Origin of the sequence: Rhodovulum marinum (assembly GCF_004343075.1) — a bacterium.
Classification (GTDB): Bacteria; Pseudomonadota; Alphaproteobacteria; order Rhodobacterales; family Rhodobacteraceae; genus Rhodovulum; species Rhodovulum marinum.
Map to the genome: position 1 here is coordinate 1 of NZ_SLXP01000019.1, position 19,173 is coordinate 19,173.

The following is a 19,173-nucleotide window of genomic DNA, read 5'->3' on the forward strand; positions in this document are numbered from 1 at the left end:
TAGGCTTTACCCGCGGGGGCCGTGCGTGACGCAAGAAGCACCTGACTCTTCCGCGGGGTCCTCGACCTTGCTGCATCTGGGCCGCCCCGGAATCGTGACCGGCCCATAGCTGCCGTTCGTTGTGCCTGCCAGCGCCACCGCGTTGCTTCATAAAAACGGACATTGAGTCATGCAGCTGCATACATGCCTCGGGTCCGTCCTGTTCCTAACGCAGGAGAACGACTATAAGTAAGGCCTCAAAGCTCCGATTTCGCGAGAATAATTCGAGTAGATGGCTGCAAATTCCTAGGTTCAGGGACCATTGATTCTGGTCGGTCTTGCGGAACAGGCTGTTGCCGACATCGCGCGACCGGGGCGCGGCGACCAGTTCGCGCAGCGCGGGCGTCGCCTCGATCAGCGGGTCGATGCGCACGGTGGTGTACCATCATGATAGCCACGAACAGCTCCGCAGCCATCTCGCCGACTTCCTTGATGCCTACAACTTCGCCCGACGTCTCAAGACAGTCAGCGTCCTCACGCCATACGAGTACGTCTGCAAGATCCGGACTTCAGAACCAGACCGATACTTCCTCAATCCGATCCACCAGATGCCGGGACTGAACACCTGGGCGGCGCGCCGTCCGGTGCCAGCTCGGCCAGTTCCGCCTCGAGGAACCGTTCGAAGGCGTCCAGGTTGACCGGCTCGAACTGGCCAAAGCCCTGCATCCAGACCGAGGCATCGCGCAGCGCGTCGGGTTCCAGCTTGCACCACTTCACCCGCCCGCGCTTCTCCTGGCTGATAAGCCCCGCGCGGGTCAGGATGACCAGGTGCTTAGAGATCGCGGCCAGCGACATCTCGAACGGTTCGGCCACATCGGTCACCGCCATGTCGTCCTCCAGCAACATGGCCAGGATCGCCCGCCGGGTGGGGTCGGCAAGGGCCGCGAATACGGTGTCCAGCTGGCTTTCCATGGCGCAAGCCTTGCGCGCGGGCGGGGCGATCGTCAACCGTTCGGTTGAATATGGGCGGGCCGCGCGGGGCCGCGATGCGGCGGCGCGGCGTTCAGGGAAATACATTTATTTCAAGGGCTTAATGGTCGCTCAAGCCGCTTGACTCGGACCGGCCCCCTCTCTAGGTTCGCGGCGACTGTCCAAGGGGGCGCTCGCCGTGATCGATCCGGAGGAAAAAGAGCGGCTGGAGCGGCTCGAAGCCCGGATCAAGGCCTTGAAGAAGGCCGAGACCGCAGAGCCCGGCAAGCGCCACCAGGACGAACACTATTCCCAGGCCCAGCTTGCCTGGCGGATGGTCATCGAGCTTGTCGCCGGTCTGGGGATCGGCTTCGGCATCGGGTACACGCTGGACCTCTATTTGGGGACCATGCCGATCTTCCTGGTGCTGTTCATATTGCTGGGCTTTGCCGCCGGGGTGCGCGTGATGATGCGCTCGGCCGCCGAGGTCCAGAGGCAACAGGCGGCCGAACAGGCCGCGAAGGACGACGAGAGGGATTGAACGTGGCGAGCGAAGAAGCACCGAGCGGCCTTCAGATCCACCCGATGGACCAGTTCATCGTCAAGCCGCTGTTCGGGGGCGACGCGATCCATTGGTACACGCCCACCAACGTGACGCTGTGGATGGCGCTGGCCGTGCTGTGCGTCGTTCTGCTGCTGGTGATCGGCACGCGCGGCCGGGCGATCGTGCCCTCGCGGGTGCAGTCGATCGCCGAACTTGCCTACGGCTTCGTCTACAAGATGGTCGAGGACGTCGCGGGCAAGGACGGGCTGAAATACTTCCCCTACATCATGACGCTGTTCATCTTCATCGTCTTCGCCAACTTCCTCGGGCTGATCCCGATGAGCTTCACCACCACGTCCCACATCGCGGTGACCGCGACCATGGCGCTGGCGGTGTTCTTCGCGGTGACGATCCTGGGCATCGTCAAGCACGGCGTCGGTTTCCTCAGCCTGTTCTGGATCAGCTCGGCGCCGCTGGTGCTGCGGCCGATCCTGGCGATCATCGAGGTGATTTCCTACTTCGTGCGGCCCGTCAGCCACTCGATCCGACTTGCCGGCAACATGATGGCCGGTCACGCCGTGATCAAGGTGTTCGCGGGCTTCGCGGGCGTGCTGGGCGTGGGCGCCGTGTTCCCGCTGGCCGCCATCACCGCCGTTTACGCGCTGGAGACGCTGGTCTCGTTCATCCAGGCCTACGTCTTCGCCATTCTCACCTGCGTCTACCTGCGCGATGCGCTGCATCCGCACCACTGACGACGCAACCAGACATCAGCCAATTCCAACGTAAGGAGTGATCGACATGGAAGGCGATATCGTTCAAATGGGTGCCTATATCGGTGCTGGCCTGGCGTGCACCGGCATGGGCGGCGCCGCCGTCGGTGTGGGCCACGTGGTCGGCAACTACATCTCGGGCGCGCTGCGCAACCCCTCGGCGGCCGCGTCGCAGACCGCCACCATGTTCATCGGTATCGCGTTCGCCGAAGCGCTGGGGATCTTCTCGTTCCTCGTCGCGCTTCTGCTGATGTTCGCCGTCTGATCCCGTACTGAACCGATCCTTACGGCCGGGTGGGCGCGGAATGACACGCGCCCGCCCGGTGTGATACCGGGTTCCAGGGGGACGACATGGCAACAGAAACGCACGCCGCGGATGCCGCCGCCCACGGGGGCGAAGCCGTCGGCATGCCGCAGCTCGATTTCTCGACCTTCCCGAACCAGATCTTCTGGCTCGTGGTTACGCTGGTCGTGATCTACTTCGTGCTGTCGCGCATCGCACTGCCCCGGATCGGCGCGGTGCTGGCCGAACGGCAGGGGACGATCTCGAACGACATCGCCGCCGCGGAAGAGCTGAAGCTCAAGGCGCAGGAGGCCGAGAAGGCCTATGAAAAGGCGCTGGCCGACGCTCGCGCCGAGGCGCAGCGCATCGTCGGAGAGGCCAAGGCCGAGATCAAGGCCGACCTCGACGCCGCCACCGCCAAGGCCGATGCCGAGATCGCGGCCCGGGCCGCCGAGGCGGAAAAGCAGATCGCCGAAATCCGCGCCAACGCGATGCAGAGCGTTACCGAGGTCGCCAAGGCAACCGCCGTCGACGTCGTCGCGGCGCTGGGCTTCCAGGCCGATGCGGGCGCGGTGAATGCCGCCGTCGACAGCAAGCTGAAGGGGTGAGGGGCATGAAGAAACTCGTCATCATCGCCAGCACGCTTGCGGCCAGCCCCGCCCTTGCGGCGTCGGGGCCGTTCTTCTCGCTCTACAACACCAATTTCGTGGTGCTGCTCTCGTTCCTGGCCTTCATCGCGGTGCTGGTCTACCTCAAGGTGCCGGGCAAGCTGGCGGGGATGCTGGACAAGCGCGCCGCCGACATCCAGAAGGATCTGGACGAGGCCCGCGCCCTGCGCGAAGAGGCGCAGACCGTGCTGGCCTCTTACGAGCGCAAGCAGAAAGAGGTGCAGGAGCAGGCCGAGCGGATCATCGACACCGCCCGGTCCGAGGCCGAGGCCGCCGCCGCCAAGGCCAAGGACGATCTCAAGGTCGCGATCGAGCGTCGCCTCGCCGCTGCGGACGAACAGATCGAGTCGGCCAAGGCCGGCGCGGTCAAGGAAGTGCGCGACCGGGCCATCGTGGTCGCCGTCGCCGCCGCCCGCGAGGTGATCACCAAGCAGATGACCGATGCCACCGGCGACCGGCTGGTCGACGCGGCCATCGGCGATGTGCAGGCCAAGCTGAAGCTTCACTGATCGGCCAGACAGTCTGCAAGGGGCCCGGCGATGCGGATCGCCGGGCCCTTTCCTATGTGGTGATGGGCGGAAAAAGCCCGGCCCGGCCAGGGCGGCGGGCGCGACCCGCCCCGTTGGCAGGCTTTCCGACAAGCGGTCTAGAACGCCGAGATCCCGTCTCGGTCTTCGAAACGGTATCCGGTCTCGGGCGCCGAAACGGTCTCGGGTTCCAGCTTGCAACCGCCAGAGCCTTGCGGCGCTGCGATCCTCTCGCCACGCCGACGCGCCACCGGCGGCATGGCGGCGGTGGCGCCCGGGACTCCCTGCCGGTAGGGGATACAGGCCTTCCGGCGCGAACCGCGCCGGGCCGCTTCATCCCGCCGGTGCCCCTGGCGGGCGGGTGCCCTGCGCCGCGCCCGCCGATACCCGCCGCACACCCCGGCAGGTGACCATCCCGGCCTTTCCGGCGGGCCACTGACGCGCGCCCCCGCGGTTCACACCGCGGGTTTTGCGCCCTCGGCCCGGCCTTGGGCGGCAGGTCCGGTCAGATCGCCTTCGTCAGCCATTCGACCTGCGCGGGATCGACGTAACCCAGCGACCCCGACATCATGTAGTCCAGCTGGATCCGGAAAATCCGTTGCGAGGCGTCGTCCCGGCCGGCGTAGTCGAACCAGATCGGAACGGCCACGCCGGTCATCAACCTGACGTCCTCGTCCGACAGGCGCGTCACCTCGGTGCCGTCGGCCACGAACTTGGCCCAGGCCTCCTGGTCGGCGGCCTGGATCGCGGCGTGGTGCAGGTCCGAGTAGACATGCGTTTCCATCTCGACGAACTGTTTCATCCGGGGGGAAAGGGCGTCCCAGGCCGGTTTCGCGACGGTCAGGTCCATCAGGTCGACCGGCTGGTACAGCGACATGAACCCCGGCGGGCCCATCGAGATGTACTTGGTGACCTTGCTGAACCCCTGGTCATAGTTCACCGCCGGCCCGACATAGTCGGCGACGTCGATGGTTCCGTCCTCGAGCGCGGCGAAAATCTCGGGCCCCGGGATCGAAAACACCTCGGCGCCGATGGCGGTAAAGACATCGGCCACCATGCCCCCCGGCATCCGCATCTTGCGGCCGCGGAAATCGTCGATCGACCGGATCGGCACCTTGGAATGGATGATGTTCGGCCCGCTGTGGATCGGTCCGACAAAGTGCAGCCCCTGTGCGGCGTACAGCTCCCGTGCGATCTCCAGCCCGCCGAGGCTGTAATAGAACACGTCCCATTCGTGCGGGTTGCGCAATCCCATCGGGTAGCTGGTCAGAAAGGCCGCCGCGGGAAACAGTTGCTGGGCGTAGATCGTGAACGGGTTCACCGCGTCCAGCAGCCCGGCCTTGAGCGCATCGTAAAGCTTGAGGTCATCGGGCAGGTCCCCGGGCGGGACCGACTCGAACCGCAGCTCGCCCCCGGTCTTTTCGGCGATGCTTGCGCACCAGTCCTGGAACACGCGCAACCCCACGCCGCCCGGCCAGACCGTTTGTATCCGCCAGACCGTGCCGCCGGCCTGGGCGCCGGCCAGATGCGGTGCGGCAAGCCCCGCCATGCTTGCCCCTGCCAGGGTCGTCAATGCGTTCCGGCGCGTTGTCTTGCTCGGTCCCATGGGTCACTCCGCTTTGGCCGCGGGCCGGCGACGGCCCTTCTGTCCGGCGCTGCATAGCACCCAGACCCTTAACGAAGCCTATCGCCCGCCCGGCGCCCGAGGCGGCGCGCGCCCGGGCAAATACGGCGAATTCGATTCAACCGGGCCCAGCTTTGGCATGCGTTAACTCCCGGCTGATAGCCCCCGTCCCGACGCCACGACGGAGCAGAAGATGCAATTGCCACCTCGGGACATGCCCCGGCCACGACCGGCCCCCGCCTTGCCGGCCCGGTGCCTTGCACATGCGCCCCGGCGCTGCGCCCGTCGCCCTTTCCGGTTCTCTTCGACGGTGATCTTCCCATGAAACTTACCCGGTCCGTTTCCCTTCAACTTTTCACGGCCTTCGGCTGCATGGTGCTGATCGCGGCTGCCATCGGCGCGGCGGGCTTTCTCGGAACGCGCTCGATCTCTGCCACCGTGGCAGAGACCGCGCGCGAGGCCCTGCCCAGCGCGACCCATGCGGCGGCCCTGGCCGAAACCGCGTCGGACCTGGAAGTGTCGGTCGTCGGCTACCTGTCCGCCACGGATGCCCAGTCCGGGGCCGAAGCGTCGATCTCGGCCGGGGTAAGCGCCCTGTCGAAACTCGTGGCCGAAAGCGGTGACGCCGCCCTTCAGAGAGAATTCGAGGCGCTGTCGGACTCGGTGCGCGAAACGATGGCGGTTCGGCATGCGGCGGATGCGTTGACCGTTTCCGCCGGGGCCGAGCGTAAACCGCTTGTCGCCTTCCTGGACGAGATCGCGCAGGGCCAGGTGCGTTTCCTCGAACAGGTGCGCGATGCGGCGCTTTACGGTGGCTTCGATACGCTGAACCTGGATCCCGCGGCCAGCCCGTTTGCCCGCTGGACGGCCGGCCTCGACCAGGCCGAGGCCGATCTGTCCCGCGCCGTGCAGGCCCATGCCGCAAACGAGGCTGCGCTGGTCGCCTTTGTCCGGGACCGGATCGCGACACAGCCCGACACCGCCGTGGCGGAATACCTCGCCCTGCGGGCCGATCTGCTCCCGGAGGCGGAGCGATCGCTGGCCGCGCTGCAAGACCTCGTCCGGACCAGGTATGCCGGGCTGGAGGCGGAAAAGAACGCCAGGCTGGCCGAGTTGCGCGGCCGCGTGGAAACCTTCGGTGCGGCGGCGACGGCGCTGCAATCCGGCGCGATGACCTCGATGGAGCAATCGGTCGCCTCGGTTGAAACGCTGGCATCGCGCGTCATGGTGGTGATCGGCGTGACCTTCCTTGTCGGGCTGGCGCTGGCCGTGGCCGCATCCTACGTGATGACCCGGCGCATCGGCGTTCCCCTGGGTCGGGTGACCCATGTGATTGGCCAGTTGGCGAACCGCCATTACGACGTCGAGATTCCCTATCAGGCCCGGCAGGACGAGATCGGCGCCATCGCGGAGGCGGTTTCGGGGTTTCGCGACGGTCTGGCCGAGGCCGATCGCCAGGCCGCGGCGCGGGAAAACGACCAGGCCGACCAGACCCATGTGGTCGCCGCCCTGACCGGGGGGCTGCGCGCCCTGGCCGAGGGCGACCTGTCGCGGACCCTGGACGAACCCTTCCCCGACACCTACGAGGCGCTGCGGCTGGATTTCAACACGAAGATCGACACTTTGAACGAGATCGTCGCCTCGCTGATCGACAATATCCGAGAGATTCGCACGCGCTCGGACGAAATCGGCAGCGGGTCCGAGGAATTGTCCCGGCGGACCGAGAACCAGGCGGCCACGCTCGAGGAAACCGCGGCGGCGCTGGACGAGCTGACGGCCAGTGTCCGTTCGGCGGCCGAGGGCGCGGCCAAGGTGGACATCATGGTCCAGGAGGCCCGGTCCAGCGCCGAGCAAAGCGGCTCCGTGGTGCAACAGGCGACCGGGGCGATGGCCGAGATCGAGAAATCCTCGGAAGAGATCAACCAGATCATCGGCGTGATCGACGACATCGCCTTCCAGACCAACCTCTTGGCGCTGAACGCCGGCGTCGAGGCGGCGCGTGCGGGCGAGGCCGGGCGCGGCTTTGCCGTCGTGGCCTCCGAGGTGCGCGCGCTGGCACAGCGTTCCTCCGATGCGGCCAAGGAAATCAAGGGCCTGATCGACGCAAGCGCGGGCCAGGTCGGATCGGGGGTATCCCTGGTGAACCGGACCGGAGAGGCATTGACCGACATCGCAAGCCGCGTTGCCGGCGTGGCCGAGCTGATCGGCGACATCGCCACCGGCGCTCAGGAACAGTCGGTGGGCCTTGGTGAAATCAACGTGGGCGTGACGGAACTGGACAAGGTCACGCAACAGAACGCCGCGATGGTCGAGGAAACCACGGCCGCCGCGATGACGCTCCGCCAGGAGGCGGCCACTCTCGAACGGCTGGTCGAACGCTTCCGGCTGCGCGACAGCGGCCGGGCGATACAACGGGCGGTCCCGGTCGCACGCGGCGATGCGGGCCCGAGTGCGGTCGCCCCGGAACAAGGCTTGCCGAAAGCCGTGAACGACGCTTCGTGGCAGGATTTCTGAACAGAACCGGGGCCGGCTCTGGCAGGCCCCGCGGTCTGCCCGCCTGTCACGCCGTGCCGCGCGTGGCCGAAATGGATCGAACGGCGGCCCTGTGCCGCGTCGTGGCCACCGGCGGTCCTGGCGGAGCTCAGCCCTTGCCCAACTCGTGCTCCAGCCGCTGGCGCGCGATGGCCTCGTTGCGTTCGGAGACCAGGTGATCGGACAGCGCGCTTTCGACATAGCTCAGGTGGCGTTCCACCGCGGCGCGCGCGCCGGCCGGGTCGCGGGCCTGCAGCGCATCGTTGATCGCGCGGTGCTGGTCCAGCAGCATCGCCCGCGTGGTGCGCTGGCGGAACATGATCTGGCGGTTGTAGAACACGCCCTCGCGCAGCAGGTCGAACATCGCGCGCATCATGTGCAGCATCACCACGTTGTGGCTGGCCTCGATGATCGCCAGGTGGAATTCGGCGTCCAGCCGCGCCTCGTCATCGGGGGTCCGCTTGCGATGCGCGGCCTCCATCTTGTGGAACACCGCGTCGACCACCTGCAGGTCGGTATCCGACGCCAGCCGCGCCGCCCGTTCCGCCGCCATCCCCTCGAGGTCGCGGCGAAACGCGATATAGTCGAACAGCGCCTCTTCGTGGTTCGCGAACAGCCTTACCAACCCGTCCGAAAAGGCCGAGCCCAGCACCTCGGCCACGAAGATCCCCGCGCCCGGACGGCTGACCAGAAGCTCGCGCGCCTGCAACTCGGCAATCGCCTCGCGCAGGGAGGGGCGCGACACGCCCAGCTTTTCGGAAAGATCGCGTTCCGAGGGCAGCCGCTCGCCCGGCCGCAGGATGCCCCGCAGGATCAGAAGCTCGATCTGCCGCACCACCGCCTGGGCAAGCTTCTCGGGGTGCACTTTCTCGAAAGGCATGGGGCCCACTCCTGAAAATGGTCAAAAGATATGACCGCTTCGGGGTTCGGGCAACGGAAAAGAGGCCCCGCCACGCCGCAGCGCCCGGCGCGGCGGGGCCGCACGGGTTACGCCGTCGGGCGGATGACGATCTCGACCCGGCGGTTCTGCGCCCGGCCCTCGGGCGTCAGGTTCGAGGCCACCGGCTGATCCTCGCCACGGCCATAGGCGCGCAACCGGCGCGGGTCGACGCCCGCCCCGGTCAGCACCGCCGCAACCGATCCCGCCCGACGGGACGACAGGTCCTGATTGTAGCTGGCCGCGCCGGTGTTGTCGGTATGCCCGATCACGTCGACCGTGGTGGCCGGGTAATCGTTCAGGCTGCGCGCCAGCACCCGCAGGTCGGCCTGCAGGTCGGGCCGGACCGAGGCGCTGTCGGTGGCGAACAGGATGCCCTGGGGCATCGTCACCACCAGTTCCGAGCCGGTATTGACCACGCGGATCTCGTTGCTGCTGAAATCGCGGCGCAATTCGGCCGCCTGCTTGTCCAGCTCGTTGCCGATCGCGGCACCGATCCCGGCACCGATCGCGGCCCCGACCAGCGCGTCCTTGGCGTCGCGCTTGCCGCCGCCGGTGACCGCCATGCCGGTCAGCGCGCCCAGCCCCGCGCCGATCAGCGCGCTTTCCTTGGTGCGCTGGCGCGGGTCGCCGGTATCGGTCGTGGTGGGCGTGCAGGCCCCCAGGGTCACGGCGCCGATGGCCGCCAGGAGAAGGGGTTTGGTCGCTCGGGTCATCTCTGCCTCTCTCGTCATGTCCGTTTGGCCGGACGTCCGGCAGAATATAGTTAAGCGGCGCTTGTCTTGCGAGGGGGCGCGTGCGCTGGGCAGCAACCCGCCGATGGATCAGCCCGCCTGCGCATCCGCGCGCGCGCCTTCCCAGGCCAGCATCGCGCGTTTCACCGGCAAGCCCCAGTGATACCCCCCCAGCGCGCCGGTTTTCCGCAGCGCCCGGTGGCAGGGGATAAGCCAGGAAATCGGGTTGCGGCCCACCGCGGTGCCCACCGCGCGCACGGCCTTGGGGTTGCCGATGGCGCGCGCGATCTCGGAATAGGTGGTCACATGGCCCGAGGGCACGGCCAGCAGCGCCTCCCAGACCTTGATCTGGAACGGCGCGCCGATCAGGTGCAGCCGCGTCTCGCCGGTCCGGGAAAAGGCGGCCTCGACCATGGGCGCGACCCGGTCGGGGGCCTCGACGAACGTGGCGTCGGGCCAGCGCGCGGCCAGGTCGGCAAAGGCCGCCGCGCGCCCCGTCTCCTCGGTAAAGGCCAGCCCGCACAGCCCCCGGTCGGTCGCCATCGCCAGCGTGTCGCCGAAGGGGCCTGCGAAATACCCGTGGGAAATCGTCAGGCCCGCGCCGTGACGCGCGTAATCGCCGGGGCTCATCGCCTCCCAGCGCAGGAACAGGTCATGCAGCCGCCCCGATCCCGACAGGCCCAACGTGCCCGCGGCGTCCAGCGTGGTGAACCGCTCGCGCATCAGCGCGCGCGCGTGGCCCAGCGTCAGGTATTGCTGATAGCGCTTGGGCGAGACGCCGACCCAGCGCGAGAACACCCGCTGGAAATGCGCCGGGCTCATGTGCATTTCGGCGGCAAGATCGTCCAGCGACAGCGCCGCACCGCCCGCCGCATCGATTCGGTCGATGGCCCGGCGGATCACGCCGAAATGGTATCCCTGGTCCTCTTCGGTGGGCATGGAGCCTCTCCTGGTCGCCTGGTGGTCAGAATAGGCCCGTGTCTGTGGACGGGCGACCCGAAAGCTGCGCCAAATCGCGGGCGCATGCGGTGCCGGCATGCGCCGATATGGGCGCAAGCCCCGGTGCGGCGCGGGGAAGGGGGGCTCTGCCCCCCGTCCTTCGGACTCCCCCCGGGATATTTCGCGCCAGAAGAAGGGGCGGAGTCTTTTGCAAGGGATGGTCTTCCGGGGCGGCGCCAGACCGGCGTGCCCCTTGCCCCCATGCCGGGCAGCGGGCATAGGAAAGTCATGGCGAAGCCCTTGGACTATCACACGATCCACGCGATCTTTACCCGCTTTCACGCGGCCGAGCCCGAACCCAAGGGCGAACTGGAACATGTCAACGCCTATACCCTGCTGGTGGCGGTGGCGCTTTCGGCGCAGGCGACCGATGCCGGCGTGAACAAGGCGACGCGGCCCCTGTTCGCCAAGGTGGACACGCCGGACAAGATGCTGGCCCTCGGCGAGGAGGGGTTGATCGCGCATATCAGGACGATCGGCCTTTACCGCAACAAGGCCAGGAACGTGATGAAGCTGAGCCGCATCCTGGTGGAGGAGTATGGCGGCGAGGTGCCGTCCTCGCGCGCGGCGCTGCAGGCGTTGCCGGGCGTCGGGCGCAAGACGGCGAACGTGGTGTTGAACATGTGGTGGGGCCTGCCCGCACAGGCGGTCGATACCCACATCTTTCGCGTCGGCAACCGCACCCGCATCGCGCCCGGCCGCACCGTCGACGCCGTGGAACGCGCCATCGAGGACAACGTGCCCGCCGAGTTCCAGCGCCACGCCCATCACTGGCTGATCCTGCATGGCCGTTATGTCTGCAAGGCGCGCAAACCCGTTTGCGCCAATTGCATCATCCGCGATCTCTGCCCCTACGAGGACAAGACAGAATGACCAAACCCTATCACGTCGTCGGCATCGGAAACGCGATGGTCGATATCCTGGCCCATGCCGAGGATGCCTTTCTGGACGCGCACGGCGTGCAGAAAGGCATCATGCAGCTGATCGACATGGAGCGCGCGGTGCATCTTTATGGCCAGATCGGACCGGCGCAGGAGATCTCGGGCGGGTCGGCGGCCAATACCATCGCGGGTATCGCGCATCTGGGCGGGCGCACCGCCTATGTGGGCAAGGTCAAGGACGACCAGCTGGGCGCGATCTTTGCCCATGACCTGCGCGCGCAGGGGGCCGATTACGACACGCCGATGGCGCCCGGGGACACCGCGGGCGAAACCGGGCGCTGTATCGTTCTGGTGACGCCGGACGGGGAACGGTCGATGAACACCTATCTCGGCGTGACCGAACACCTGTCGCCCGCCGATATCGACGACCGCCAGGTGGCCGGTGCGGAGTGGATCTATCTGGAGGGCTACCGCTTCGACGGGCCGGAAAGCCACGAGGCCTTTGCCAAGGCGATCGGGGCGGCCAAGGCGGCGGGCGGGCGGGTGTCGCTGACGCTGTCGGATCCGTTCTGCGTCGAACGCCACCGCGACGCCTTTCGCCGGATGATCGCGGCCGACGTGGACCTGTTGTTCGCCAACCGCGCGGAAATCCTGTCGATGTACGAAACCGACGATTTCCACGAGGCGCTGAGCCGTGCCGCGGCCGAGGTCGACATCGTCGCCTGCACCGAAAGCGAGCATGGCGCGCATGTCCTGGCCGAGGGACAGCATTGGCACGTGCCCGCCATCCCGACGCAGGTGGTGGATGCCACCGGGGCGGGCGATCTCTTCGCCGGGGCCTTTCTGTGGGGGCTGACGCACGGGCGCGACCTGGAGACTTGCGGGCGCATGGGCTGCGTCGCCGCCAGCGAGGTCATCAGCCATATCGGCGCCCGCGCCGAGGCCGACCTTGGCGTGCTGTTCCGCAGCCATGGCCTGACCTGACCGGACGCACGCCCGGCCCCGGCCGGGTGGCGCGCGGTGCTTAAAGCTTCTGAAAACGGGGTTTCCCCAATACACTTTGGGGGACCGGGCGCGGGGCGACTGCCGCCTCGGCCCGGTCTCGCGGTGGGAAATCAATCGATTGGAGGAGCTCATGGGCGATCTTTCACGTTACGTGATTCTGCGCGACCGGAACGCCAACCTGCGCAAACGCGCCGCCGGCGAGGTGCGCGGCGAGGTGGCCGGATTGTCCGGCGTGCTGACCGAGGGGGCGATCCCGCGGCTGGGCGGGGGGGCGGCTGCCATGCTGCCGCCGGGGCCGGAGCTGGACTCGGCCGACCTGACCGCGAACGAGGCCAAGGACGCGCTGCGCCAGAACGACGTGGTCGGCGTGGTGCGTGCGATCCCGACCGCGCTGATCGCGCCCAAGGACACCCCCGCCGACGCCGCCGCGACCGACACCTGGGGCATCAAGGCGGTGCGCGCCGACGTCTCGCCCTTTACCGGGGCCGGGGTCAAGGTCGCGGTGCTGGACACCGGCATCGACGCGGCGCACCCGGCCTTTGCGGGCGTCACCCTGGTGCAGGCGGATTACACCGGCGAGGGCGACGGCGATGGCAACGGCCACGGCACCCATTGCGCGGGCACGATCTTTGGCCGCGACGTCGACGGCCAGCGCATCGGCATCGCCCGCGGCGTGACCGAGGCCTTCATCGGCAAGGTTCTGAATGCGCGCGGCTCGGGCACGTCCGAGATGATGTTCAGCGCGCTGAAACGCGCCTCCGAGGAGAACGTCCAGGTGATCTCGATGTCGCTGGGCTTCGATTTTCCGGGGCTGGTGAAATACCTGATCGAACAGGAGGATTACCCCGCCGACCTCGCCACCTGGATCGCGCTGGAAGGGTTCCGCACCAACCTGTCGATGTTCAACGCGCTGATGAACATGATCCGCCAGCAGGCGGTGTTCGACGGCGGCACGGTGATCGTCGCGGCCAGCGGCAACGAAAGCCACCGCGAGATGAACCCGAATTACGAGGTCGGCGCCTCGGTCCCCGCGGTGGCCGAGGGCTGCATCGCGGTGGGCGCGTTCCAGCAGGGGGCCGACGGGCTGAAGATCGCCGATTTCTCGAACACCAACCCCGATATCGCGGCCCCCGGCGTGGGCGTGCTGTCGGCCAAGGTGGGCGGCGGTCTCCGGACGCTTAGCGGCACCTCGATGGCCTGTCCGCATGTCGCGGGGCTGGCCGCGCTGTGGTGGGAGGCCGCGCGCAGCGGCGTGCTGCCCGCGAATGCCAACACGGTCAGCATGCGCATGCTGTCCTCGGCGGTGGTGGCGGGCATCGCGCCCGGCGTGCACGTGGCCGACCGCGGCCAGGGGCTGGCCCAGGCGCCGCTGGCGCCCATCGGCTAGGCCACGGGGAACGTGGAATCGCGCCTCGCCCGGCTGTCCTGGCGGGGCGTTTCCTGCAAGCGCTTGGATTCCCTTCCTTAACCTTGATTGACCGGTGGGGGGGAGCGTGAGACCCTTGAAGGACTGAAATTATAAGGAGTTACTTTTCAATGTCTCGCAATCATTTCAACTTTGCGACGCGTCTCGCGGCGGCGGCTTTCGCGGTTGTCGCCGGTGCAACGGGCGCCTCGGCTGCGCTCATCGGGGTTTCCGGTCCGAACAGCACGGCCGGCGTCGCGCCGTCGATTATCGGTGCCCCTGCCCATGTGCTGGACGATGTCGTGTTCAATACGGGCATGCAGGGCTTCGACGAGGCGCAGGGCGTGACGACCACGATGGCCTACACATACGATTCCGGCGTGCTTGCCGCGGGCAGCTATGTTGACAGCCACATGATCTTTCTGAATTCGCAGGGCAATGGCCGTCTCGAACATTTCGACGTGGTCTGGACCTTCGATGCGCCGATCATCGCGGTGATGTCGGATACCGGGGGCGCCTACGAGGCGGCCAGCACCGGCGAACTCGGGGCGGCGGGCACGAATTACACGCTAACCTTCGGCGGGTCGGGGCCGGCGGCGCCGTTCAGCAACCGCGGGCTCGAGGGCGGCGGCGATGGCTATAGCCTGTTCTCGGCCAACCAGTTGCAGGTCAGCATGGTGGTGACCGAACCCGGCGACTGGATACGGGTCATCACGGCGCCCGCGCCCGTGCCGCTTCCGGCCGGTTTTCCCCTGGTCCTGACTGGCCTCGGGGCGTTGGGGCTGGCCGCGCGGCGGCGCAAGCGGGCCAACTGAAACCAGGGCGCTCCTTGCGCCGTCCGAACCGGGGCCACGTTCCGCGTGGCCCCGTTGCCGTTCAGTCGCCCAGCTTGGCGTGCACCTCGTCCAGGTCGATCTCGCCCACCGGCATCTTGTTGGCCGGGTTCTCGAAATCATAACGGAACAGCTCGAAGTCGCGCTTGTAGATCTCGTAGACCAGGTGCATCGACAGGTCGTCGAAATAGGCCTCGACCGGGTGCGCGCGTTTCGGCCCGTGCCCTTCGGATTCGTTGAACCGCGGGATCGCCGCCAGGTCGACCGGATGGGGCGTTTCCACGGCGTCCAGCACCTTCTGCATGCCGTCGTTGAACGTCTCGGTGGCAAAGATGTGGTCGTAGCGCCCGCCATTCACGATGAAGGTCGAGACATGGCCCGACATCGCCGACCAGTGGATGTCGGGTTCCATCGGGCGGCGCCAGCGGATCGTGTCGCGGGCGAACAGCAGGAACCGGCGGAAACTGGCGATCTGGTCGAATTCGCCCTTGCCGTCCTCGCCGCCGACCTCGATCCCGTATTTCTGGATCAGCATCGGCACCAGCTTGCCGCGATAGCGTTTGCCGTTCCGCTGGATGCCGCAGATCTTGTCGAAGAACGATGACAGGATGCGGCTGTAGGGGTTGCGCACGCAGGTGAACGCAACCGCCGCACGCCCGCGCACCACGCGTTCGATCGGGGCGTGGCTGTCGTCCTGCGCCCATTTGTGCAGGCCTTCGGTGGCATCGTGGATATCGCCGTCGAAGAATTCCCCGTGGTCCGAGAAATACATGATCTGGCCGATGGTCGAGCAGGCGCATTTCGGCACCACGCGGTAGACCATGCTTTCGCTCGTCGTCATCCAGGTGCCCGGAAAGCCCATGCCCGCCTCCAATCAACCGGCGGGTCTTGCGTTGTGCCGCCTCCGGTGACTTCTAGAAACCAAAGTTATAATATTTTTTCAACGACAGGCGGGCCATGGTCGGTGCGCCGCCACAAGACCGAGGACACGGGCAGCGACAGATGGCGAGAATCGCCTATATCCTTCTGTGCCACAAGGCGCCCGACGAGGTCATTCGCCAGGCCGAACGCCTGACCGCGGCCGGCGACATGGTGGCGATCCATTTCGACGCCCGCACCCCCCGGGCCGATTACGAGGCGATCCGCGCGGCGCTCGACGCCAACCCGTCCGTCACCTTCGCCCGGCGCCGGGTGAAATGCGGCTGGGGCGAGTGGTCGCTGGTCGCCGCCACGCTGCAGGCGCTGAAAGCCGCCGAAGAGGCATTCCCGCGCGCCACGCATTTCTACATGCTGTCGGGCGATTGCATGCCGATCAAGACGGCCGAATACGCCCACGCCTTCCTGGATGCCGAGGATGCCGACTATATCGAAAGCTTCGATTTCTTCGCATCCGACTGGATCAAGACCGGGCTCAAGGCCGAACGGCTGGTCTATCGCCACCTGTTCAACGAACGACGGAACAAGCGGCTGTTCTATGCCGCGCTTCAGGCGCAAAAGCGGCTGGGCCTGACCCGCCGCGTTCCAGCCGACCTACAGGTGATGATCGGCAGCCAGTGGTGGTGCCTGCGCCGCCGCACGGTCGAGGCGGTGCTGGATTTCATCCGTGCGCGGCCCGACGTGATGCGGTTCTTCCGCACGACCTGGATCCCCGACGAGACGTTCTTCCAGACGCTGGTGCGCCACCTTGTCCCCGCGGACCAGATCCGCACCCGCACGCTGACCTTCCTGATGTTTTCCGACTACGGGATGCCGGTCACCTTCTACAACGACCATTACGACCTGCTGCTGGCGCAGGATTTCCTGTTCGCGCGCAAGATCTCGCCCGAGGCGCACGAACTCAAGGCGCGCCTGGGCACGCTTTATGCCGCGACCGGGGTCGCGTTCAGCCCCTCGAACGAGGGGCGCAGCCTGTACCGGTTCCTGACCGGGCGCGGCCGCGAGGGGCGCCGCTTTGCCCCCCGCTTCTGGGAAACCGAATCCAGCCTGGGGCGCGAACGCGAGCTGATGATCGTGACCTGCAAGAAATGGCATGTCGCCAAGCGCCTGGTCGACCGGGTGCACGCGGTCACCGGCCTGCCCGCGGTCGCCTACCTGTTCAACGAAGAGGCGACCGACCTGCCGGACCTCGGCGGCATCCAGGCGACGCTGGAAAAACGCACCCGCCACCGCCGCGCACTGATGCGGATGCTGTTCGACCATTACGGAACCGACCGGCTGGTGATCTGTCTGGACCCCAGCAATATCGACCTGATGCAGGATTTCTATGCCGATCGGTCACGGACCCGGCTGCTTGAAATCCAGTGCCGCTTTTCCGACGACTACCTCGCCGGCCACGCCCAGCGGGTGGGGCTGGCCGGCCCGCGCACCCCCCCCGAGGTGCTGGACCGGTTGCTGCCGACGATCCGTCACGACATGGTGTTCGAAAGCGACCGCATCCGCGATGCCGAGTTTCCGGGGTTCTACCGGATCGACGAGGCCCGCCCGCCCGACGAGAATGCCGATGCCCTGGCGGGGTTCCTGTCGATCCCGCCCCACACCGCGCGCGAGATCGCCGCGACCGACTATCTTTTCGACGATTGAGGACACCCCATGCCCTATGCCTATGACGACCAGAACATCTTCGCCAGAATCCTGCGCGGCGAGATCCCGAACGACACCGTGCTGGAAACCGAACACACGCTGGCCTTCAACGACATCGCCCCGCAGGCCCCGGTGCATGTGCTGGTGATCCCCAAGGGGCCCTATGTCTGCCACGACCATTTCGCGCTGGAGGCGTCTGATGCCGAGATCGCCGATTTCACCCGCACCGTGGGCGAGATCTGCCGGATGAAGGGCATCCGCCCCGGCGAGGGCGGCGAGGGCTATCGGCTGATCGTCAATTCCGGCGAACACGGTGTGCAAGAGGTGCCGCACATGCATGTCCACATCCTGGCCGGGCGCAACCTGGGGCGCATGCTGGCCAAGGGATAGGGGGCGCGCGGCGCTCAGGCCGCGCGCCACGCCCCGCTCTCCAGCCCGTCCAGCGTCCAGTCGCCGACCCGGGATCGGATCAGCCGCAGCGTCGGGTGGCCCACCGCGGCCGTCATCCGGCGCACCTGCCGGTTGCGGCCCTCGGTAATCGTCAGTTCGATCCAGCAATCTGGCACCGACTTGCGGAACCGCACCGGCGGGGTGCGGGGCCACAGGCCGGGGGGCGCGCCCTCGATCCGGCGCACTTTCGCGGGGCGCGTGGGCCCGTCCTTAAGCGTGACGCCCCCCCGCAGCGCCTCCAGCGCCGCGTCGCTGGGGAGGCCCTCGACCTGCACCCAGTAGGTTTTCGCCATCTTGTTGCGCGGGTTGGCGATGCGCGCCTGCAGCCGCCCGTCATCGGTCAGCACCAGCAACCCCTCGCTGTCGCGGTCCAGCCGCCCGGCGGGATAGACGCCGGGGATGTCGATGAACTCGGCCAGGGTGCGGCGGTCGGGCCGGGGCGGGCCGTCATCGGTGAATTGCGACAAGACCCCCCAGGGCTTGTTGAACAGGATCACCCGGCTCACGCCGCGCCCTTGGACGAGGTCAGTTCGACGAACACGTCTTCCAGGTCGGGTTCCTGGGTGGCGATGTCGCGGATCGTGATGCCCGCCGCGCGCACCGCCTCGATCACCGCCCCGGTGGGAATTTCCCGCCGCCGATAGGTGAAACACAGCGCCCCGTCGCGCCGCTGGCAGGTGTCCACGCCGCCCGGCATCTCGGGCAGGTCCGTCACCGGATCGTCGGGATGGATCACCAGCGTCTTCGCGTCCATCCGGCCGACCAGCGCGGCGGTGGAATCCCGCGCGATCACCTCGCCGTTGTTGATGATCGCGATTTCCTCGCACATCTGCTCGGCCTCTTCCAGGTAATGGGTGGTCAGGATGATCGTGGTGCCCATTTCCTCGTTCAGGCGGCGGATATTGGTCCACAGCATCTGGCGCAGCTCGATATCCACCCCCGCCGTGGGCTCGTCCAGCACCAGAACCTGCGGGCGATGCACCAGCGCCTTGCCCAAGAGCAGCCGCCGCCGCATCCCCCCCGACAGGTTGCGCGCATAGGCATCCGCCTTGTCCTCCAGCCCGATCGCCTTCAGGACCCGGTCGGTGATGCGCTGCGATTTCGGCACGCCATACAGCCCCGCCTGCACCTCCAGCGCGGCGCGCGGGGTAAAGAACGGGTCGATGTTCAATTCCTGCGGCATCACCCCGATGGACGCCCGCGATTGCCGCGGGTTCACGTCCTGGTCGAACCCCCAGATCCGCACGCGCCCGCTGGTCTTCAGTACCAGCCCGGCCAGGATGTTGATCAGCGTCGACTTGCCCGCGCCGTTCGGCCCAAGCAGGCCAAAGATCGACCCCGCCGGGATATCCAGGTCGACGCCCTTCAGCGCCTCCTTGGGCGGTTGGCTGCCGCTTGCGGCATAGGTCTTTCGCAAGCCCTCGATCTCGATCGCGTTTCCGCCCATTTCCCT

21 protein-coding genes and 1 pseudogene are annotated in these 19,173 nt (G+C 67.3%); 13 read left to right on the forward strand and 9 right to left on the reverse strand.

Going from position 1 to position 19,173, the window contains the following annotated elements; genetic code table 11:
* Positions 1–205: 205 nt before the first annotated feature.
* Positions 206–412, reverse strand: coding sequence for a hypothetical protein (locus EV662_RS19655; RefSeq protein ID WP_165915651.1), 207 nt, complete (start codon positions 410–412; stop codon positions 206–208).
* A gap of 7 nt (positions 413–419) precedes the next feature.
* Between EV662_RS19655 and EV662_RS19970 the strand changes: the two are divergent.
* Positions 420–605: pseudogene (locus EV662_RS19970) on the forward strand (IS481 family transposase); the annotation flags it as partial.
* On the opposite strand, the gene EV662_RS18120 reads toward EV662_RS19970, so the two are convergent.
* Positions 571–951, reverse strand: coding sequence for an ArsR/SmtB family transcription factor (locus EV662_RS18120; RefSeq protein WP_132465893.1), 381 nt, complete (start codon positions 949–951; stop codon positions 571–573). The pseudogene EV662_RS19970 and the gene EV662_RS18120 sit on opposite strands and share 35 nt — an antisense overlap.
* Positions 952–1,147: 196 nt before the next feature.
* On the opposite strand from EV662_RS18120, the gene EV662_RS18125 reads away from it, so the two are divergent.
* From EV662_RS18125 to EV662_RS18145, 5 genes are all read left to right on the forward strand, one after another.
* Positions 1,148–1,489, forward strand: a complete 342-nt coding sequence (locus EV662_RS18125; RefSeq protein WP_132465896.1) for an AtpZ/AtpI family protein — start codon at positions 1,148–1,150, stop codon at positions 1,487–1,489.
* Between the two features lie 2 nt (positions 1,490–1,491).
* Positions 1,492–2,244: a F0F1 ATP synthase subunit A gene (locus tag EV662_RS18130; protein ID WP_279533258.1), complete on the forward strand. Its 753-nt coding sequence runs from the start codon at positions 1,492–1,494 to the stop codon at positions 2,242–2,244.
* Between the two features lie 46 nt (positions 2,245–2,290).
* Positions 2,291–2,527 carry a F0F1 ATP synthase subunit C gene (locus EV662_RS18135; protein WP_074220027.1) on the forward strand — a complete coding sequence of 79 codons (237 nt, stop codon included), beginning with the start codon at positions 2,291–2,293 and terminating at the stop codon, positions 2,525–2,527.
* Positions 2,528–2,613: 86 nt separating this feature from the next.
* Positions 2,614–3,153, forward strand: coding sequence for a F0F1 ATP synthase subunit B' (locus EV662_RS18140; RefSeq protein WP_132465899.1), 540 nt, complete (start codon positions 2,614–2,616; stop codon positions 3,151–3,153).
* 5 nt (positions 3,154–3,158) lie between these two features.
* The gene (locus tag EV662_RS18145; protein WP_132465902.1) at positions 3,159–3,722 is read left to right on the forward strand and encodes a F0F1 ATP synthase subunit B; all 564 of its coding nucleotides are present in this window, start codon (positions 3,159–3,161) and stop codon (positions 3,720–3,722) included.
* A gap of 523 nt (positions 3,723–4,245) precedes the next feature.
* On the opposite strand, the gene dctP is transcribed toward EV662_RS18145, so the two are convergent.
* Positions 4,246–5,289, reverse strand: a complete 1,044-nt coding sequence (gene dctP, locus EV662_RS18150; RefSeq protein ID WP_243695900.1) for a TRAP transporter substrate-binding protein DctP — start codon at positions 5,287–5,289, stop codon at positions 4,246–4,248.
* A 396-nt stretch (positions 5,290–5,685) separates the two neighbouring features.
* Here dctP and EV662_RS18155 point away from each other — a divergent pair, with 396 nt between their 5' ends.
* Positions 5,686–7,878: a methyl-accepting chemotaxis protein gene (locus EV662_RS18155; RefSeq protein WP_243695901.1), complete on the forward strand. Its 2,193-nt coding sequence runs from the start codon at positions 5,686–5,688 to the stop codon at positions 7,876–7,878.
* A gap of 127 nt (positions 7,879–8,005) precedes the next feature.
* Here EV662_RS18155 and EV662_RS18160 read toward each other — a convergent pair whose 3' ends face one another.
* From EV662_RS18160 to EV662_RS18170, 3 genes are all read right to left on the reverse strand, one after another.
* The gene (locus tag EV662_RS18160) at positions 8,006–8,776 is read right to left on the reverse strand and encodes a FadR/GntR family transcriptional regulator (protein ID WP_132465908.1); all 771 of its coding nucleotides are present in this window, start codon (positions 8,774–8,776) and stop codon (positions 8,006–8,008) included.
* Between the two features lie 107 nt (positions 8,777–8,883).
* Positions 8,884–9,549, reverse strand: a complete 666-nt coding sequence (locus tag EV662_RS18165; RefSeq protein ID WP_132465911.1) for a YiaD family glycine zipper/OmpA-like lipoprotein — start codon at positions 9,547–9,549, stop codon at positions 8,884–8,886.
* Positions 9,550–9,657: 108 nt separating this feature from the next.
* The gene (locus EV662_RS18170) at positions 9,658–10,506 is read right to left on the reverse strand and encodes a methylated-DNA--[protein]-cysteine S-methyltransferase (protein ID WP_132465914.1); all 849 of its coding nucleotides are present in this window, start codon (positions 10,504–10,506) and stop codon (positions 9,658–9,660) included.
* Between the two features lie 288 nt (positions 10,507–10,794).
* On the opposite strand from EV662_RS18170, the gene nth reads away from it, so the two are divergent.
* The 4 genes from nth (at position 10,795) to EV662_RS18190 (ending at position 14,672) form a co-directional block, all read left to right on the forward strand.
* On the forward strand, positions 10,795–11,439 hold the full coding sequence (nth, locus tag EV662_RS18175) for an endonuclease III (protein ID WP_132465917.1): 645 nt from the start codon (positions 10,795–10,797) through the stop codon (positions 11,437–11,439).
* Entirely contained in the window at positions 11,436–12,431 is a 996-nt protein-coding gene (locus tag EV662_RS18180; RefSeq protein WP_132465920.1) for an adenosine kinase, read from the forward strand. The genes nth and EV662_RS18180 overlap by 4 nt, the downstream gene beginning before the upstream one ends.
* 151 nt (positions 12,432–12,582) lie before the next feature.
* On the forward strand, positions 12,583–13,839 hold the full coding sequence (locus tag EV662_RS18185) for a S8 family peptidase (RefSeq protein ID WP_132465923.1): 1,257 nt from the start codon (positions 12,583–12,585) through the stop codon (positions 13,837–13,839).
* A gap of 149 nt (positions 13,840–13,988) precedes the next feature.
* The gene (locus tag EV662_RS18190; protein ID WP_132465926.1) at positions 13,989–14,672 is read left to right on the forward strand and encodes a VPLPA-CTERM sorting domain-containing protein; all 684 of its coding nucleotides are present in this window, start codon (positions 13,989–13,991) and stop codon (positions 14,670–14,672) included.
* A gap of 61 nt (positions 14,673–14,733) precedes the next feature.
* Here the strand turns inward: EV662_RS18190 and EV662_RS18195 are convergent, their stop codons facing one another.
* Entirely contained in the window at positions 14,734–15,552 is an 819-nt protein-coding gene (locus EV662_RS18195) for a sulfotransferase family protein (protein ID WP_132465928.1), read from the reverse strand.
* A gap of 140 nt (positions 15,553–15,692) precedes the next feature.
* Here EV662_RS18195 and EV662_RS18200 point away from each other — a divergent pair, with 140 nt between their 5' ends.
* On the forward strand, positions 15,693–17,270 hold the full coding sequence (locus EV662_RS18200; RefSeq protein WP_132465931.1) for a DUF5928 domain-containing protein: 1,578 nt from the start codon (positions 15,693–15,695) through the stop codon (positions 17,268–17,270).
* A 9-nt stretch (positions 17,271–17,279) separates the two neighbouring features.
* Positions 17,280–17,660, forward strand: a complete 381-nt coding sequence (locus EV662_RS18205; RefSeq protein WP_132465934.1) for an HIT domain-containing protein — start codon at positions 17,280–17,282, stop codon at positions 17,658–17,660.
* 14 nt (positions 17,661–17,674) lie between these two features.
* Here the strand turns inward: EV662_RS18205 and EV662_RS18210 are convergent, their stop codons facing one another.
* Positions 17,675–18,226 carry a pseudouridine synthase gene (locus tag EV662_RS18210; RefSeq protein ID WP_132465937.1) on the reverse strand — a complete coding sequence of 184 codons (552 nt, stop codon included), beginning with the start codon at positions 18,224–18,226 and terminating at the stop codon, positions 17,675–17,677.
* Positions 18,223–19,167, reverse strand: coding sequence for an ABC transporter ATP-binding protein (locus tag EV662_RS18215; protein WP_132465940.1), 945 nt, complete (start codon positions 19,165–19,167; stop codon positions 18,223–18,225). Before EV662_RS18215 ends, EV662_RS18210 begins: the two co-directional genes overlap by 4 nt.
* Between the last annotated feature and the right edge of the window lie 6 nt (positions 19,168–19,173).

Coding starts and splice junctions, on each gene's coding strand:
- EV662_RS18180 (WP_132465920.1), top strand. CDS start 11,436: ATGACCAAACCCTATCACGTCGTCGGCATCGGAAACGCGATGGTCGAT.
- EV662_RS18145 (WP_132465902.1), top strand. CDS start 3,159: ATGAAGAAACTCGTCATCATCGCCAGCACGCTTGCGGCCAGCCCCGCC.
- EV662_RS18185 (WP_132465923.1), top strand. CDS start 12,583: ATGGGCGATCTTTCACGTTACGTGATTCTGCGCGACCGGAACGCCAAC.
- EV662_RS18135 (WP_074220027.1), top strand. CDS start 2,291: ATGGAAGGCGATATCGTTCAAATGGGTGCCTATATCGGTGCTGGCCTG.
- EV662_RS18200 (WP_132465931.1), top strand. CDS start 15,693: ATGGCGAGAATCGCCTATATCCTTCTGTGCCACAAGGCGCCCGACGAG.
- nth (WP_132465917.1), top strand. CDS start 10,795: ATGGCGAAGCCCTTGGACTATCACACGATCCACGCGATCTTTACCCGC.
- dctP (WP_243695900.1), bottom strand. CDS start 5,289: ATGGCGGGGCTTGCCGCACCGCATCTGGCCGGCGCCCAGGCCGGCGGC.
- EV662_RS18165 (WP_132465911.1), bottom strand. CDS start 9,549: ATGACCCGAGCGACCAAACCCCTTCTCCTGGCGGCCATCGGCGCCGTG.
- EV662_RS18190 (WP_132465926.1), top strand. CDS start 13,989: ATGTCTCGCAATCATTTCAACTTTGCGACGCGTCTCGCGGCGGCGGCT.
- EV662_RS18215 (WP_132465940.1), bottom strand. CDS start 19,167: ATGGGCGGAAACGCGATCGAGATCGAGGGCTTGCGAAAGACCTATGCC.
- EV662_RS18170 (WP_132465914.1), bottom strand. CDS start 10,506: ATGCCCACCGAAGAGGACCAGGGATACCATTTCGGCGTGATCCGCCGG.
- EV662_RS18160 (WP_132465908.1), bottom strand. CDS start 8,776: ATGCCTTTCGAGAAAGTGCACCCCGAGAAGCTTGCCCAGGCGGTGGTG.
- EV662_RS18195 (WP_132465928.1), bottom strand. CDS start 15,552: ATGGGCTTTCCGGGCACCTGGATGACGACGAGCGAAAGCATGGTCTAC.
- EV662_RS18120 (WP_132465893.1), bottom strand. CDS start 951: ATGGAAAGCCAGCTGGACACCGTATTCGCGGCCCTTGCCGACCCCACC.
- EV662_RS18155 (WP_243695901.1), top strand. CDS start 5,686: ATGAAACTTACCCGGTCCGTTTCCCTTCAACTTTTCACGGCCTTCGGC.
- EV662_RS18205 (WP_132465934.1), top strand. CDS start 17,280: ATGCCCTATGCCTATGACGACCAGAACATCTTCGCCAGAATCCTGCGC.
- EV662_RS18140 (WP_132465899.1), top strand. CDS start 2,614: ATGGCAACAGAAACGCACGCCGCGGATGCCGCCGCCCACGGGGGCGAA.